General features: G+C 58.9%; 10 protein-coding genes and 2 pseudogenes. 7 read left to right on the forward strand and 5 right to left on the reverse strand.

Going from position 1 to position 15,123, the window contains the following annotated elements:
* Positions 1-5 precede the first annotated feature (5 nt).
* On the forward strand, positions 6-845 hold the full coding sequence (locus GJV78_RS06900; RefSeq protein ID WP_155107634.1) for a glycoside hydrolase family 25 protein: 840 nt from the start codon (positions 6-8) through the stop codon (positions 843-845).
* 295 nt (positions 846-1,140) lie between these two features.
* Here GJV78_RS06900 and yncL read toward each other — a convergent pair whose 3' ends face one another.
* Positions 1,141-1,236, reverse strand: coding sequence for a stress response membrane protein YncL (gene yncL / locus GJV78_RS06905; RefSeq protein WP_155107635.1), 96 nt, complete (start codon positions 1,234-1,236; stop codon positions 1,141-1,143).
* A 189-nt stretch (positions 1,237-1,425) separates the two neighbouring features.
* Here yncL and GJV78_RS06910 point away from each other — a divergent pair, with 189 nt between their 5' ends.
* Positions 1,426-1,599 carry a GhoT/OrtT family toxin gene (locus GJV78_RS06910; protein WP_155107636.1) on the forward strand — a complete coding sequence of 58 codons (174 nt, stop codon included), beginning with the start codon at positions 1,426-1,428 and terminating at the stop codon, positions 1,597-1,599.
* Between the two features lie 16 nt (positions 1,600-1,615).
* On the opposite strand, the pseudogene GJV78_RS06915 reads toward GJV78_RS06910, so the two are convergent.
* From GJV78_RS06915 to GJV78_RS06930, 4 genes and pseudogenes are all read right to left on the reverse strand, one after another.
* Positions 1,616-3,757: pseudogene (locus GJV78_RS06915) on the reverse strand (virulence factor SrfC family protein); the annotation flags it as partial.
* Positions 3,754-6,735 carry a virulence factor SrfB gene (locus tag GJV78_RS06920; RefSeq protein ID WP_155107638.1) on the reverse strand — a complete coding sequence of 994 codons (2,982 nt, stop codon included), beginning with the start codon at positions 6,733-6,735 and terminating at the stop codon, positions 3,754-3,756. The gene GJV78_RS06920 and the pseudogene GJV78_RS06915, both read right to left, overlap by 4 nt.
* A gap of 3 nt (positions 6,736-6,738) precedes the next feature.
* Entirely contained in the window at positions 6,739-8,091 is a 1,353-nt protein-coding gene (locus tag GJV78_RS06925) for an SrfA family protein (protein WP_167519416.1), read from the reverse strand.
* Positions 8,092-8,294: 203 nt separating this feature from the next.
* Positions 8,295-9,548, reverse strand: coding sequence for an enolase C-terminal domain-like protein (locus GJV78_RS06930; RefSeq protein ID WP_167519417.1), 1,254 nt, complete (start codon positions 9,546-9,548; stop codon positions 8,295-8,297).
* A gap of 319 nt (positions 9,549-9,867) precedes the next feature.
* Here GJV78_RS06930 and GJV78_RS06935 point away from each other — a divergent pair, with 319 nt between their 5' ends.
* From GJV78_RS06935 to GJV78_RS06955, 5 genes and pseudogenes are all read left to right on the forward strand, one after another.
* On the forward strand, positions 9,868-10,638 hold the full coding sequence (locus GJV78_RS06935) for an SDR family oxidoreductase (protein ID WP_155107640.1): 771 nt from the start codon (positions 9,868-9,870) through the stop codon (positions 10,636-10,638).
* 33 nt (positions 10,639-10,671) lie between these two features.
* A complete protein-coding gene (gene idnD, locus GJV78_RS06940; RefSeq protein ID WP_155107641.1) occupies positions 10,672-11,712 on the forward strand; it encodes an L-idonate 5-dehydrogenase in 1,041 nt (346 codons plus the stop codon).
* A gap of 344 nt (positions 11,713-12,056) precedes the next feature.
* The gene (locus GJV78_RS06945) at positions 12,057-13,451 is read left to right on the forward strand and encodes an MFS transporter (protein WP_155107642.1); all 1,395 of its coding nucleotides are present in this window, start codon (positions 12,057-12,059) and stop codon (positions 13,449-13,451) included.
* Positions 13,452-13,892: 441 nt separating this feature from the next.
* Positions 13,893-14,600, forward strand: a complete 708-nt coding sequence (locus GJV78_RS06950; protein ID WP_167519418.1) for a FadR/GntR family transcriptional regulator — start codon at positions 13,893-13,895, stop codon at positions 14,598-14,600.
* A 34-nt stretch (positions 14,601-14,634) separates the two neighbouring features.
* Positions 14,635-14,829 (forward strand): annotated as a pseudogene (locus GJV78_RS06955) (transposase); the annotation flags it as partial.
* Positions 14,830-15,123 lie beyond the last annotated feature (294 nt).

Here is a 15,123-nt window from a genome sequence, read left to right on the forward strand (position 1 = left end):
GCTGTTTGGCACGCTATCGCATCGTTCAGATGTCCGAAGTACGACAGGAGGATACAGGCTATCCTCTATGTCTGAATGTGTTAGCATGCCATCATGTTTCATTGTTATGGCAGGAAGCCATGTTGACTCAGGGACGAAATATCATTTGGCTGGTGCTGGCGTTAGCGCTACTTGCTGGGCTAACCCGAACCGCCTTCTATCAAGGCTGGATCCGTTTTAACTATCCTTCTCGCCAGGTTTTTCCGATCCAGGGAATTGATATTTCCCACCATCAACAATCTATTGACTGGGCCCAGCTAAAACAACAGAAAATTCAGTTCGCTTTTATCAAAGCAACAGAAGGCGAGAATTTTAAAGACAGCGCTTTCGAAACTAACTGGCGTGGTGCCAGGGCACAGGGAATCATCACCGGAGCCTACCATTTCTTTACTTTTTGTAAATCCGGCATAGTGCAGGCGGAAAATTTTATCGCCACCGTACCCATTAGCCCTCACGCCCTGCCGCCAGTGCTGGATCTGGAATATGGAGGAAACTGCGCGCCTCGGCAACACAGGGAGATCGTTGCGGAAGTAGGGGCAATGATGGCAATGCTGGAGACGGTTTATCAGCAAAAAGTCATTCTCTATGCCACCCGGGAATTTTATGACGATCACCTACAGAATGAATTTAACGATAATCCGTTATGGATCCGCGATATCTGGCGGCAACCTGTGCTGGAAGGCGCACGCCAGTGGATCTTCTGGCAATTTGCTAACCGTGGACGTCTTAATGGTGTAGACACCTTCGTAGATTTGAATGTATTCCAGGGCAGCAACGAGCAATTTACTGCTCTGCTTCATCCTTAGCAAACACCGCCAGTCGCCCGGTTATTGAGTCGTTAAGGAATAAGTCGGGTAATGACTCTTCGGGGGCTGTCTTAACCATTGTGCCAACTACAGCAAGTTCCGGGCGATATCGCCGGTTGCATCTTTGAGGTGTTTTTCCGCCAGCTCCAATGACAGGCAGAAACAGAGTGAAAGTTCAGGAGAGAGGGGCTCACCATAACAATGAAAAACCTGGGCGCATTTTCCCTCTTTCCTGGCGTCGGTAACCGTTAGCAGAGAGGCGAGGCTATCAGGTAAACCGCACTTCAGCACTAAGTTACATAAACCAGCCGAATCGCATCGAGATCAGGCCGAAAAGACCAACAGCAGCAAAGAGATTAATAAGCACTACGGTTTTACTGGAAACGTTCATTTTTCCACCTCTTTTTATAACCCCTTTGTATATAGTACGGGTTGCCATAAACCGCAAGAATGTACCTTGCTCCGTTCACTTTAAGAAATTCCTTAAATTTATTTTCTGCTCTGTCAAGGCAATAAAGTTGATTTATATCAAATTTTAGCGCATATTATGTCTGGCAAACCTGCACCCCGGATATCCTTTATGTCTCTCTACCAAAAAATGCTGGTGTTTTACGGCGTCATGGCGGTTATCGCTTTTCTTGTCACCTGGTTTCTTTCACACGATAAAAAACGCATCCGCTTTCTTAGCGCGGCGCTGGTTGGCGCGACCTGGCCGATGAGCTTCCCCGTGGCGCTTTTGTTTTCGCTGTTTTGACCGGCGCAGCCGGACCGGCCAGCAGCGCCTCAAGCGCCTGGCGATCCTCTTCGGTCAGCGCCTGCGGATGTGTATACTCCTTATTCTCTTCGGCGCGGGTATAGAGCGCGACCAGCCAGTCGTAAACGTAGCGGCTGGCGGCGTGAACCGGCCGCTCCGCCAGCTGCGTTAAACGCCCCATCGGCTGCCGCTGCGCGGCGCTGAAGATGCTTGCCTCCTTTTGGATGCGGCTGGCGGGGCGCTCGCTCTCCGCCACGTCGGCGTAGCCCAGCCAGGCGATAAAATTGGCGACGCAGGCGTGCAGCTGCGCGCCGCACACCGCCTCCCGCTGCATGATCTGCTGCAGCTGAGCCGGCAGATTCAGCCGGTAGCTGGTGGCGATAAGGATATCAACCACCTGCCGCAGGACAGCCGGCTCTACGCCCGCGCGCTCGGCGTTGCTCTCACTGCGGCTCCACTGGCGGACGTGGTTGATCCACATCCGGTGCGCCCGCTGGCCGGTTTCCTGTCGCTCCTCCCGCTGCGGCGTCTCTGCTTCCCCGGCAAACAGATCGATCGCCTCATTAAACAGCCCGCTGACCTGCTCTTCCCGGGGCTGCTGCACGCGCAGCAGCGCGTCGAAGTGCTGTACCGGCGGCAGCAGACCGTCCAGCAGATCGCCGTGATGCGCCGCCTGAGCCTGCAGCTGACGAATTACGTGCTCGGTCTGAACCGAAGCGTCCGTGATCGTCAACAGCAGATCGCGCAGATGCTGCAGATGCTGCTCGCGCAGGGCCTGCAGGCGCGCCTCGCGCTGGGGAGCGGAGGTGGCCTGGGCCAGCCACTCAACCAGCCGCTGCAGGCTGTGCGCGTCAAGCGCCTGCAGGGTGCCCCAGCGCTGGCCCGGCTTGCCCATCAGCTGCTGTACCGCCTCATCAAGGTTTTGCCCGGTGGCGAAGCGCGCGTCATGGGGAGTAATCGCCCAGACCAGACCGGGCAGCGCCGCATCGCGGGCGGGCTGGGTGTCGTGCGCCCAGCCCAGCAGCGTTCTGGCGACGCCAGGCGTCTGCGCGCGGGCGGCGGCGGCGTTGCAGATAACCAGCACGTCCGGCTGCAGCTGCTGGCGATAGTGCTCCAGCAGCCAGCCCAGCTTCGCCCGCCATAGCGGCGGCACAGGCTCCTGTGGAGCCTGGGGGATATCCAGCACATCCACGCTCTCCAGCAGCGACGTCTCCACGCAAAGCTCCAGCTCCCGGGTCAACAGCGCCAGCGTATCCAGCGGCAGGCTGACCGCCGGATGCAGCTGCTGCTCAAAGACGGGATGAACCATCACGTCGCTTTGCCCCTCCGCCCCGGCCAGGGTTCCCTGCATAATAAAGGTTTCCGTTGGCAGTCCGAACCGGTCAACCAGCAGGCTCAGCGGGGCCGCCAGCTCCCTGGCGTGGCCGGTCTGCTGCAGCGCCCGGGCCAGGGACAGCCACTGCTGCGTCAGCTCCGGCTGCTCTCCCCACAGCAGCGACCAGGCGCTGGCGCGAGTGGAGAGATCGACCGCGGGCAGCAGGGTGGCGAACTGGTGCCAGAGGGCATCGTCAATCTGCTGCTGCGCCGAAGGAACGCAGCGACGCCAGAAGCGGGCGACGGACCCCACGTCTCCTGCGCTGAGGCCCAGAACCGCCCCCGGCTGACGCAGAGACTGCCACTGCTGAAGCCGGGCTTCGATAATCGTTTTCTCCACCGGCCGGACGTCGCCCGCGGCGCAGGCTCTGGCAATAAAAATCTGCACCAGCTCCGCCTCATCGACCAGCCGCAGGCGCAGCGGCCAGTCGGCGTCGCTCTGCGCCGCGCCGTGCGTGAAGCGCAGCGCCATATTGGCTGGCCCATGGCCGGGATTGATATGGCTGAAGTAGTCAAAACTGCGGTCCGCCGCGATCACCGGCAGTTTGCCGTCGCCACGGCTGCACAGCGTCAGCAGAAGATGGGCCTTTGCCGCCTGCGAATAGCCGTACAGCCCGATGCTCCCGGCGGCACCGGACGCGGCGTTGAGCGCGGCCTCGGTGCCGGTAGCCATATCGATGCGGGTGAGCAGGGCGTCCGCCTCATCGTCGAGGCGGGCGGCGTGCCGGCGGGTCTGATTAATCCACGCCGCGACGGCCTCGGTGGTATTCAACGTCTTGCTCATTTCAGGTACACGCTCCCGCTGTCGATCCAGTAGTGGCTGCCGCTGTGTCGGCGGTCGGCCAGCGTATTCAGTTTTAAGGTCAGGGCGTCGGCGGCAACCGGCCTGCCGTCCTGTAGCCAGGCGTCGCTCAGTACGAAGGCGTCCGGCCCGGTTTCACTGTCGCCCCCGCACAGCCGCAGGCGCACATTGAGCACGCCGTCGCCGGCAATGGTTTTTGCCAGCCCGGCGGAGTTGATGCTCAGCGTATAGAGCGGGGTGGCGGGCCAGCGGGCGTTGGCCAGCTGGCGGAAGCCGAGGGTGACGTTGCCGCGCAGCGGAAAATGCAGCCGGGCGTCAAGGGCGGCGTCGGGGCTGTCGAGATCGATATCGTGATACCAGACGTTTTCGTCGCGCAGGGTATTTACCGTATTGTCCAGCACGCCGAGGTAGCGCACCGTGGAGTAAGCGCCGATATCCGCCGCTTTGAAGTTAAAGCGCGGCAGGCGCAGATCCAGCGCCAGGCTGCAGAGCATCGCCCCCACGGCGGCGGTGGATTTCGGGTTGCCGATGCGCCCCTGCTGGCTAAAGGGATACCATTCATGGACCCGGTAGGTATTCATCCACACCATACGGTTGACCGGCACCGGCTGCAGATGGCGGATCAGCGCCTGTACGCCCGGCAGGCAGGCCGGGCGGCCGGTGATCAGCAGCACGTCGCAGCAGTAGTGGGATATGGCCTCGCAGACCGCGTGCAGCGGCGAGGCGAGGGTAAACTGGCCCGCCAGCAGCGCCTCCTGCAGCCGGCTGAACTGTACCTGCAGCGGCACGCTGAACAGGTCGAACGGCGAGGCCCCGGCCGGCAGGGCGTGCTCGATGGCCTGCTGAATATAGTTCATCACGTTGCGCGTCGGGCGCTGCGCCAGCAGCTCGCCGAAGGTGGCGTGCAGCCCGGCCAGCGGATCGTTGACGTCGCTCTGCTCCCAGGCGGAGAGCACCGCGTGGCCGAGCGGCATAAACAGCTGCAGGGCCGTCTGCTGGCGCAGGACGGCCTGGGTGTCGATGCGCCCGGAGTCGCCGAACAGGGTCGCCAGCAGGGCGGCGGCGTCGTTGACCCCGGCCTGCTGCAGGCGGGTCTGCAGGGCGGGCAGTACGCATTTCTGAATCACGTCCAACAGCAGATCGTCCCCGGCCACCTTGAAGCCTTCCCTGAACAGCAGGTGTGGGGTGATTTTCACGTTAGCCCCGACGCCGTCATCCAACTGGTAGTGGACGATCGCCATATCGGTGGTGCCGCCGCCGATGTCGATGGAGGCGACGCGCAGCGCCCGGCCGCGGACTTCCCCCGGCTCCGGCAGGCGATCCGGCCGGGCCAGGGCGTTAAAGAACGCCTCGCTGCGCCCGGCGTAGTGGGAGATTGCCTCGTTATAGAGCCATACCAGCTGTCCGCAGCTGGCCTCGTCCCACGACATCTGGATCTCCGGCACCGGTACGATGCTCTTTTCCCGCTGCGGGCGGGTGCTGAAATCGTCGTCCTGGGGGTGCCAGCCCATCGCCTTCCAGACCAGGGCAATCGCTTCGAACATGCGCTGGCGGAAGATTTCGCGCTCCTGTTTCGGCATCGCCGACGGCAGGGTCAGGATCAGGGTGCGCAGCTGACGCGGCGAGGCGGGAAAGCCCAGCCGCAGCCGGGTCGCCACGCTGTTAATTTGCCCCAGGGCCTGGGCCAGAATTTCACACAGCATATGGGTCATCAGCGTGCTGCGGCTGTACTGCGGGGAGAAAACCGGCAGGCGCTCGTCCTGGGGCAGCGCGTAGAGCGGCTGCCCGTTGTCGTTCATCAGGTTCATCAGCGGAAAGGCGGTGGCGGGCGGCTCGCGCCGGGTTTTGCCGTTCAGCTGGCTGAAGCGCCAGTCGTGCAGCACCGGCGTTTCATCCCACAGGTAGCGCCGGGGGCTGGAGATGCCGCTGCTGCCCTCCGTGCCGGTGCGCTGCATCGCCAGCCTGCGCGCCTCGTCGCCCACGCGGACGATCGACGGCCAGACAAAGGCGTCGTCGCGCCCGCTCTCCACGGAAAAGTGCTGCTTGCCGAAGCGCGCCTCGGAGAACTCCAGGCGGCTGGTGAACAGCGGGTCGTTAAGAAACTGCGGCTCGCTCAGGGAGCGCACCTGCAGCTCCGCCGTCTGGCGCAGGCCGTCGTTGGCGTCGCCATGATCTTCAATCAGGACGCCGCAGGTATGGGTGTTGCCGACGTCGAGGATCAGATCCACCGGTATCGCCGGGGTGCTGAGGGTATGGGTTACCAGCTTCACCTCCGGCACCTGAAGCTGCTCTCCCAGCAGCGCCAGCAGGTTCAGCCAGTGGGCCTGATATTCAAAGCTGCGCAGCGCCTGCTGGATCGCCTGCCCGGAGCGGTTTTCCACCTGGTTGACATGGTGAAGGAACGCCTCGCGCAGCCAGCCGTCAATCCAGGTCTGGTCAAGAAAGTCGGCCACTTCGTCATCGCGCCAGGCCAGGGCGAAGCGGGTGCCGTTCAGCAGATCGTTGTGGCAGGGGGCCAGCCCGGCGGGGGCGTTTTCGCTGAGCTGGCAGTCCAGCGCCAGGGTAATACGGTGGCTGTTGCCCGCGGCGTCCGGCTGCGCCAGCCTGCGCACCTGCACCCGCGCCCAGTTGTCCGGGCCTTCGGTAAAGATGCGCGGGGGGTTGAAGCGCAGGAAGGGGAGCGGCAGCCAGACGCCGTCGAGCACCTCCAGCGAATAGTGCAGGCTTTGGGTACTTTCAGGCTTCACCACCTCCGGCTGCTGGCCGGATCGGGCGGGCAGCGTATAGCGATCATGGGCCAGGTCATAGTCGAGGCGCAGCAGCGGGCCGTTCGCCGTCTTGCGCACAAAGCGGCCGTGATGGGCCGACTCCTGGGGCGTCAGGCCGAAGTCGAGAAACTGAACGCCGCTGTTGGCAATGAGCGTCACGCTCTGTTTGTAATCACACAGATTCACCAGCATAAATCAGGTCCCTGTCTTTTTGAGCGTTAACGGGATGCCGGCGTGCGAGGCATAGCGCGCCGTACAAATCGCCACGTCGTTGACCCCCGCCCGGCAGGTGATTTCCGGCATCGGGTAGCGTGAACCGTCGGCGCAGCGGGCGTGACCGCGACTCTTGATCATCAGCTCGCCGGTCCCGTGCAGCCCGGAGAAGATCTCGGCGCGGCAGACGATGTTCTTGCCATGCACCACCCTGGCTGTACCTTTATTGTTCTGAATCTGATAGCGCAGCGACGGCGCTTTGCCGGTAACCGGATCTTTCACGTCAATGATGGCCCGCCAGCTGCCGTTTAAAAAGCGGGTGGTGCCCGCTTTCACCTGTCCGGCCTCCATCACCAGGGCGTCTTTAGGAATGGCGGCGATGGTGATCGGCTCCTCGACGGGGGGGGCCTTTGGCGGCACCGGCTTCTCGACGGGCGGCGGCGGGGGCGGGGGCGTGACCGCCGCCGGGCGCAGCGGCAGCCTGGCGGTCAGCTCGGGCAGCGGCTTAGCCGGGGGAATAACCGGCGCGGGAAGCGGCGGAGCTTCGCTGATGGCGGCCGCGGGCGGGGCCTCAGACTTCCACAGCAGCGGCACCGCCGCCGCCGCGACAATCAGCGCGGCCAGCGGCAGGCTCCACGGCAGCAGACGACGCCCCGATTTAGCGGCAGGCGGTTCGCTTTCAGCGGCGGCTTCGGGAAGCGGCGAAGGTTCAGGTTTCGCTTCAGGTTCCGGCACAATCACCGGGGGCGGTGCCAGCAGCGGTTCATCCGCTCTGGCAAAGACGATCGCGGGCGGCTCTGGCTCCGGTTCAGGGTCGGGCGGCAGCGCCATCACCTCCGGCTCAGGAAGCGCCTCGCACACCTCCAGGCAGGCGAGCACGTCGTCCCGGGGGGTTTCATTAAGGTTAACGAACCCCCAGAAGGCGATCACCGGCCTGCCGTCGACCAGAAAAACGTGGTTTTCGCCAGGGAACTGTACCGCCTTTTCCAGCAGCGAGCCGAACAGCTGCAGGGCAGTTTTATTCGACTGCAGGCTTTTGCGGCTCAGGGCCGCGGCGCTTTCCATGATACCGGAGAGGTGGCGCAAGGCCCGGCGGCGCGTCTCCTCGTCCGCCGCCTTCCAGGCGACGACTGGACCGGCAATGGGCGAGTACCAGTCGACCCGATCGCCGCCGTCGTTGACCTGCGGGATCGCCAGACATTCCACCAGCGCCTGCTGCCTGCGCAGCCGGAGCGTTTCACGAATTTGTAGCGCTGAATCAAATACGGCCTGGCCGCCGCCGCCCACGGCCTGATAGTCATCCAGATTGCCGCTGCGCAGGAGAGTTTTTGCCACGTTGTTGTCCCTCAGGCTTTTTCACCCATTTACTTTACGGGTTATGCCAGCGGGCAAACGGCGGAAGAGAGGCTAAAAGCAGTGAATTATCACGCCATAGGCATCTTGACGTTTTTAAAAAGACTTAACGAAAATCGCGCGTCGGGGGAGGGGGACGAGGCAGACCGCCGTTGCGCTCTGCCCCGTGCTCTTTTTACCCGGCGTCAGGGCCGGGAGACCGTGCCGTCCGGCGTGCGCGCCATTGTCCAGGAGGGAATACCGCCCTCGCACGGATACCGGGCCGCTTTCGCTTCGTCAATATCGATCCCCAGCCCCGGCCTGCCGCTCAGGTAAGCGTAGCCGTAATCGATCTCAGGGCAGCCGGGGAACACCTCGCGCAGGGCGTCGTTCATCGGCGTATACTCCTGAATGCCGAAGTTGGGTGAGCTGAGATCGAGATGCATGTTCGCGCATACGCCCGCCGGCGAAATGTCGCCAGGCCCGTGCCACGCCGTGCGTACGCCGTTCAGTTCGCTGTAGACGGCCAGCTTTTTCGCCGGGGTAATGCCGCCGATGGTGCTGACGTGGCAGCGGATATAGTCAATCAGCCGGTTGTCAATCAGCGGCTTCCACTCATTGATATTGACGAACAGTTCGCCCATTGACACGGGCGTGGAGGCCTGCTGGCGCAGCATTTTCAGCCAGTCGATATTTTCCGGTGCCACCGGATCCTCCAGATAAAACAGCTGATACTGCTCCAGGGCCTTTGCCAGGTGAACGGCGGTGACCGGCGTAACGCGCTCGTGGACGTCATGAATGAACTCAATGCCAAAGCCAAGCTTATTGCGCAGATGGTCAAACAGGCGCGGAACGCTTTTCGCGTAGGCCTCAGGATCGAAGTAGATCCCCGGCGTTTTGCCGCGCGGAGAGCGCTTCGGCTGAATATTTTTCGCTCTTGCCAGGTGGGTGGCGATAAGCTTCAGATCCTCGGTGCCGGCACCGCCGTACATTCCCATCTGGCAGCGCACGTACTGATAGCCTTCTTCCATCCGGGCGCGGATGTTGTCTTCCACTTCCAGCTCGTCGCCGCCGTCGGTATGGCAGTAGAGGGGAATGCCGTCCCGGCACTTTCCGCCCAGCAGATCGTAGACCGGCATCCCGGCCAGCTTGCCTTTAATATCCCACAGGGCCATATCCACGCCGGAGAGGGCGTTGTTCATAATGGGGCCGTTGCGCCAGTAGCCGCTGACGGCGGCCGACTGCCAGATATCGTCAATGCGCGACGGATCTTTACCGATTAAGAACGGTGCCATGTACTCATCAACGGCGCTTTTTACCGCAAAGATACGCTGTGTGAAGGTGGCGCATCCCAGACCGTACAGGCCTGGCTCGCTGGTTTCAACTTTGACCACCGCCAGATCGATCCCCCCCGGCGCGGTCAGAATGGTTTTCACATTGGTGATTTTCAGGTTACCCACGTTAACTCCTTAATTTTACTGAATATAAGCCACATCACGCGCAGCACAACAATAATTACAATAGGTGAGTTGTCCTACAACTTTGAAGGGGTTATATCATGATTACTCTGTCGGTTATCGCTGAGGTTATTATTATGTGATAACGCTCACCAATTATTATTAATTGATTTTATTCAACAAGTTAACGTTGATTTGTTTCTTGTTTTTACGTCGTGTGTGATCTTTATTGCAAAAATATTTCTTGCGCATTGATTTTATGATGGCAACACCACACCCTTGGATATGATAGTCGTCATACATATTTAAGGGGAGACGTAACATGAGTGATGCATTATTCGATCTGACGGGTAAAACGGCGCTGATCACCGGCTCTGCGCGCGGGCTGGGGTTTGCCTACGCCCAGGGGCTGGCCGCCGCCGGCGCGCGGGTTATCCTCAACGATATTCGCGATACGCTGCTGGCGGAGTCGGTCAGCACGCTGACTCGCCAGGGGTATCACGCCGAGGGTATCGCCTTTGACGTCACCGACGAACGGGCGATTGAGGCCGCCTTTACCCGCCTTGATGAGCAGGGTATCCAGGTGGATATCCTGATCAACAACGCGGGCATTCAGTACCGCAAGCCGATGGTGGAGCTGGAGCTGGAGAACTGGCAGAAGGTGATTGATACCAACCTGACCAGCGCGTTTCTGGTATCCCGCGCGGCGGCCAGACGAATGATCGCCCGCCAAAGCGGCGGCAAAATTGTCAATATCGGCTCCCTGACCAGCCAGGCGGCCAGACCCACCGTCGCCCCCTATACGGCGGCGAAAGGGGGGATCAAAATGCTCACCTGCTCAATGGCCGCCGAATGGGCGCAGTTTAATATACAGACCAACGCCATCGGGCCGGGGTATATCCTGACCGACATGAACACCGCGCTTATTGAAGATAAACAGTTCGATGGCTGGGTGAAAAGCAGTAATCCGTCGCAGCGCTGGGGCCGTCCGGAAGAGTTAATCGGCACGGCGGTATTTTTATCGTCAAAAGCATCGGATTACATCAACGGGCAGATTATTTACGTTGACGGTGGATGGCTGGCCGTTCTGTAACTCCTCCGCCAAAAATAAAATCAGGAAAATATTATGCCTAAATTAGAATTTGATGCCTGCGTGGTAAACGGCAAAAAGGACGTGGTTATCGGCCGCCGGGAGCTGGAATATTCTGCGGAAGAGGTGGTGGTTAAAGTAGAATGCGGCGGGATCTGCGGTTCAGATATTCACTATTATTATGAAGGCCACGCCGGACTTTCGATAATTAAGCATCCGTTAATTATCGGCCATGAATTTTGCGGTCGTGTTTATCATGCGCCGGTCGGCTCCCGGCTTAAGGTGGGGCAGAAAGTCGCCGTTAATCCATCGCAGCCCTGCCAGCGCTGCGAATACTGCTATGCGGGTAAACAAAACGCCTGTCAGAATATGCGTTTTATGGGCAGCGCCCAGTTTAATCCGCACGTGCACGGCGGTTTTGCCCAGTACGTTAAGGTCACCGGGACTCAGTGCATTCCCTACGATGAGCGCGTTCCCGCTGAAGTCATGGCCTTTGCCGAGCCGACGGCGGTGGTGATTCATGCCCTGAACGTCGCGGGCAGCCTGGTGGGCAAGAAGGTGCTGGTCATTGGTGCCGGGCCAATCGGTGCGCTGGCCATTGCCGCCGCTAAGGCTTCCGGAGCAGCAGAAATTGTCGCCAGCGATCTGAGCGAGCGTTGTCGGGATATCGCGGTCAGGATGGGAGCCGATACGGCCGTCGATCCGGCTGCCGCAGACGACATGGCCCGCTACACGGCCAGCCGGGGCTATTTTGACGTCACGCTGGAGGCCAGCGGTGCTGAAGCGGCCATCGCGTCCAGCGTGCTGGCGACCCGCCCCGGCGGCGTGGTGGTGCAGATCGGGATGGGCAAAAGCCCGCTGAATTTCCCGGTTGCGCAGATGCTGGTTAAAGAAATTGCCTGGAAGGGATCGTTCCGTTTTATCGATGAATTTACCACCGCGGTCACCTGGCTGGAAAAAGGGTTAATCGATCCGCGGCCCATTATTTCCGGGCAATATCCGTACTCTAATATAGAAGAGGCACTGATAGCCGCCAGCGATAAAACGCTATCGTCAAAAGTGCTGGTCAACTTTTAATAATAAGTTAACTCCTGGCGTGCAGCCTGAAGGTGGCGTCGGGAGCAAAACTATTCCGCGTCCGGCGAGTCTGAATTATTAGCGGTGAAATACGGCCGGCTGTTCGTTGGATATATTGAAGCCGCATGGCAAAACGCCGGGCGAGTTTAACAGCCGTAAAGCGTTGCCCCGAAGGGAGCAGCGCGCGGAATCAACTTTATATGATTACAGACTGCTTTTAATGAGGGCAGGAATATCGCTCATTTATACCCTGGTTGCTAATACACATGCAGCCTGAAGCATGACGGATATATCGTGTTGATAACCGATATCGTTATTTATTTTTCTAACCGTATGGTGAAAGTATGAGTCATTCAACTCCTGCAGCAGAGCGAAATACCGCCGATCTGGTCAGAGCATCGGTCTCCGGCTGGCTTGGCACGACGTTAGAATTTATGGATTTCCAGCTCTATTCTTTGGGCGCGGCGTTGGTGTTCCATGAAATATTTTTTCCTGAACAATCCGGCGCGATGGCGTTAATTCTGGCAATGGGCACCTACGGCGCGGGCTACGTTGCGCGCATCGTCGGCGCGGTTATTTTTGGCAAAATGGGCGATAAGGTCGGGCGGAAAAAGGTCCTGTTTATTACCATTGCCCTGATGGGCGTTTGTACCTCGCTGATTGGCGCACTGCCCACCTGGCATCAGGTGGGTATTCTTGCGCCGCTGCTGCTGGTTACCCTGAGAATCATTCAGGGGCTGGGTGCCGGAGCGGAAATTTCCGGTGCCAGCACTATGCTGGCCGAGTATGCGCCAAAAGGGAGGAAGGGCATTATCTCCTCTCTGGTGGCGATGGGCACCAACTGCGGTACTCTGAGCGCGACGGCTATCTGGGCGGTGATGTTTTTCTGCTTTGATAATGAAACCATCGTCGCCTGGGCGTGGCGTATTCCGTTCCTGGCCAGCTTTGTGGTGATGGGCTTTGCCATCTGGCTGCGGCTCAACCTGAAGGAAAGCCCGGTATTTGAAACCGTCAGCGACGGCGAGGCGGCGCGCCCGCAGCGGCAGAGAAGCGGGCCTGTCTGGCAGCTCATGAAGGGCCGTTCTTTCTGGCTGGCGACCGGGCTGCGCTTTGGTCAGGCGGGTAACTCCGGCATTATTCAGACCTTCCTCGCCGGCTATATGGTTCAGACGCTGCTGTTTAATAAGTCGCTGCCTGCGGATGCGATGATGCTCAGCTCCGTTGTCGGTTTTTTAACGATTCCGCTTATCGGCTGGATATCGGACAAGATTGGCCGACGCATTCCCTATATGGTTTTAACGTGCTGCTCTATTATCCTCGCCTGGCCGATGCTCTCCTTCATCGTTGATAAGACGCAGAACCCGGGGACCATTATGCTCTGCCTGATCCTTATCCATAACTTTGCGGTGCTGGGGCAGGCGGCCATTGAGGGCATTACCATGGCGGAGATGTTCGGCTCGCAGAACCGCTTCGCGCAGATGGCCATCTCTAAAGAGATCGGCGGCCTGTTCGCCACCGGACTTGGGCCGCTGCTGGCGGGCATCTTCTGCCAGATCAGCGGCTCCTGGTATCCCATCTTTATTATGCTGATCGCTTACTCCTGCATCGGTCTGCTGTCGTCCTGTCTGATGCCGGAGGTCCGGGACCGGGATCTTAACGCGCCGGAGAACGCCGCCGACGGCGCGGTATCGGATCGCTATGGCGCGGGGCAGACGGCGAAAGCGGAGCGCTACTCTTAACGCCCGGCGGGTGGGGCCGGCGCATTGTCGGCTATCCTGCTAACGCCACGGTGAAGTCAAAAGAGGAATGAGGTATAGTTTATTTTTGCATGCTCTGACTCACTCAGATTAGCCGCGTGCGCTGACCCCAGGCGCACATATACCCTAAATAATTCGAGTTGCATGACAAAACGCGGCGCGTTTTGAACAGCCGTAGCGCTGGCCCCGAAGGGGTGAGGCCGCAGGCCGAATCACGCGGCAAGCGAGCGACAAATTCGTCAGGAACGAATTTTCCCGACCGCAGGTCGCCTTCGGTGAGTGACAAATCTGTCGGGAGCAGATTTGAACGCCGCGCAGCGGCGGTCCGTCAGGGCGAGTCTCATGGATGAGACAAGTAACCAGAAGCCAACACACATGCAGCCTGAAGTATGACAGGCACAGGACATCTTATGGATTACCGGCGTGAGTATTAAATCGATCCAGAAACAAAACGTGGTCAACGAGGTCTTCGAACAGATTAAGGCAAAGCTGCTGGACGGCTCCTGGGGAGCAGGGTGCCGCCTGCCATCCGAGGCAGAGCTTACGGCATCCTTTCACGTCAGCCGCGTCAGTATTCGCAGCGCGGTGCAGCGGCTGCGCGATCTTGGGATTATCGTCACCCGCCAGGGCAGCGGCAGCTACGTTAACGAGCACTTTACGCCCCAGATGCTGAGCAACGACGCCCGCCCGGTGATGCACCTGAGCCGCGAAGAGTTTCACGATATGATGATCTTTCGCCAGACGGTGGAGTTTAAATGCGTGGAGCTGGCGGTCAGCCATGCCACCGACGAAGATATTCTTCGGCTGGAGCAGGCGCTCAATAATATGCTGATCAATAAAAACGACTATAAAAAATACTCTGAGGCGGATTATGAATTCCACCTGGCCATTGTCAGAGCCTCCCATAACAGCGTATTTTATAACGTGATGAACTCGATTAAAGACGTTTATTATTATTATCTGGAAGAGCTTAACCGCGCGCTGGGCATTACGCTTGAGAGCGTGGAGGCGCATATCAAAGTGTACATGTCCATTAAAAATCGCGACGCCACCACCGCCGTGGCCGTCCTTAACGAGGCGATGGCGGACAACAATATCGCGATTGAGAAAATTAAAAACCTGTCCCAGTAGACGGGTTTACTTGCCGCTTTGAACCCAGGCAGCGTCCGCGCGTTTAATCGTCGCCACCTTCAAAGAGATGTACGACGCCGATGTGTCACCCTCGCTGATGGACGTCGTAAAAGAGCAGGTCACTGAGTGGCAAAACCGGCTACTGGATGCGCCGTATCCCATTATTTATATGAGCTGTATTGTTGTTAAAGTTCGTCAGAATGGCAGTGTGATAAACAAAGATACTTACAGTTGACAATATCCAGGAGTGGGAAGTTGGGCCGTGACCGAATCGGGACAAAATGATTGGACATCATGCGTCGTCTGTAAAGAATTGCACCATCAGGACAAAGACATCACCATTGCTTCTTACTCCGGATGCTGTTTTATTCTTTTCACCTGGAAAATACAGACAGTAATTGTATATTTTTTCTTTTATTTCTTTCTTTTGAGAAAAATCTCAAGGAAATAATTTACATTCTCGTAAAATAATATGATTTATTTAACAAAATCAGAAAAAATGTACCATCCTCGCTCTGAATAA

Source organism: Intestinirhabdus alba (genome assembly GCF_009711095.1).
Taxonomy (GTDB): domain Bacteria; phylum Pseudomonadota; class Gammaproteobacteria; order Enterobacterales; family Enterobacteriaceae; genus Intestinirhabdus; species Intestinirhabdus alba.

Excerpts from the sequence above, each read along its gene's own strand:
- yncL (WP_155107635.1), bottom strand. The coding sequence starts at position 1,236 with ATGAACGTTTCCAGTAAAACCGTAGTGCTTATTAATCTCTTTGCTGCT.
- GJV78_RS06910 (WP_155107636.1), top strand. The coding sequence starts at position 1,426 with ATGTCTCTCTACCAAAAAATGCTGGTGTTTTACGGCGTCATGGCGGTT.
- GJV78_RS06920 (WP_155107638.1), bottom strand. The coding sequence starts at position 6,735 with ATGCTGGTGAATCTGTGTGATTACAAACAGAGCGTGACGCTCATTGCC.
- GJV78_RS06935 (WP_155107640.1), top strand. The coding sequence starts at position 9,868 with ATGAGTGATGCATTATTCGATCTGACGGGTAAAACGGCGCTGATCACC.
- idnD (WP_155107641.1), top strand. The coding sequence starts at position 10,672 with ATGCCTAAATTAGAATTTGATGCCTGCGTGGTAAACGGCAAAAAGGAC.
- GJV78_RS06945 (WP_155107642.1), top strand. The coding sequence starts at position 12,057 with ATGAGTCATTCAACTCCTGCAGCAGAGCGAAATACCGCCGATCTGGTC.